Consider the following 1,379-nt stretch of genomic DNA (forward strand, 5'->3'; position numbering starts at 1 on the left):
GCTGCCGCTGCCGCTGCGACCGGCGCACCGGGCGCACCGGGCGCATCGGGCGCGACGGCCCGCGCGGCGCCCGCCGGGTGTCGCGGCGCGATACCGATCGAGGGAGACGCGACCATGAGCGAGGTTCCGCCGAGCCTGCCGCTGCCGCCCGAGCCGTTCTCGGTGCAGGCCGCCGACGGCTTCGTGCTGCACGGCCATCAGTGGCGCCATCGCGCCGTCGATGCGACGCGCCCGGTGGTCGTCATCCAGTGCGCCACGGCGGTGCGCTGCCGCTATTACTTCCGCTTCGCCACCTGGCTGTTCGCCCAGGGTTTCGACGCGCTGGTCTACGACTATCGCGGCATCGGCGAGTCGCGTCCCGCCTCGCTGCGAGACCTGCGCGCCAACTGGCTCGACTGGGGGCGGCTCGACAGCGAGGCGATCCTGCAATACGTGGCGCGCAGCTTCCCCTGGCAGCCGGTCGACCTGGTCGCGCACAGCATCGGCGGCTTCACCTGCGGGCTGGCCGCCTCGAACGGCATGATCCGGCGCGCCGTGACGGTCGGCGCACAGACCGCGCACTGGCGCGACTACGGCAAGTGGACGCGCACCCGGATGCGGCTCAAGTGGCACCTGGTCATGCCGCTGCTCAGCCGGCTGTTCGGCTATTTCCCGGCGAGCCGGCTCGGCTGGATGGAGGACGTGCCGCGCGGCGTGGCGCTGTCGTGGAGCCGTAGCCGGCCGCGCTTCGAGGACACGTACACGCGCGCCCCGATCCTGGAGACGCCCGAGGAGCGGCGCGCCATGGTGGCGCGCTTCACGCGCTTCACGGCGCCGCTGCTGGCGATCAGCATCGACGACGATCCCTTCGGCACGGTTGCCGCCACCGAGCGGCTGCTCGGCTACTACGTGGCCAGCCCGATCACGCATCTGCACCTCGCGCCGCGGCGGATCGGAGTCGAGGCGATCGGGCATTTCGCGTTTTTCCACAGCCGCTTCGAGGCGACGCTGTGGCCGATCGTGCTGCGCTGGCTGCGCGAGGCGGCCCTGCCTGACGAGCCGCCGGGCGAAGTGCTGCGCCGCCCGGCGAGCCCGGGCGGCACGGCCGCGTATTCGCCCGGCGCAATCCGGTAAGATCGGCGGCTTCTTTCCCTGATCCGGCCGCGCGCCGGCTTCCCGCCCATGGCCATCGCTTTCGAGACCGCTTCCCCCTCGCCCCAGGCTTCGGCGCTCGCGCCGCATCGGCTGGTATCGCTCGCGGTGCCCGAGGCGGCGGCGCGCGCGGGCGTGCGGCTGTGGCGAGTCGATTTCGCGTTCGGCACGCCGCTCGACGCGCCGGCCTACGCGTCGCTCGATGCGGCCGAGCGAGCCCGCGCCGCGCGCTTCCTGCGCGCCGAGGA

Annotated in this window: 1 protein-coding gene and 1 pseudogene; both read left to right on the forward strand. The window is 73.4% G+C overall.

The annotated features are described in order from the left end of the window. Positions 1-114: 114 nt before the first annotated feature. Entirely contained in the window at positions 115-1,113 is a 999-nt protein-coding gene (locus F3J10_RS35645) for an alpha/beta fold hydrolase (protein ID WP_025101569.1), read from the forward strand. 48 nt (positions 1,114-1,161) lie between these two features. Further along, positions 1,162-1,379 (forward strand): annotated as a pseudogene (locus F3J10_RS35650) (4'-phosphopantetheinyl transferase); the annotation flags it as partial.

It is taken from the genome of Burkholderia sp. Cy-637, assembly GCF_011753175.1.
GTDB classification, from domain to species: domain Bacteria; phylum Pseudomonadota; class Gammaproteobacteria; order Burkholderiales; family Burkholderiaceae; genus Burkholderia; species Burkholderia gladioli.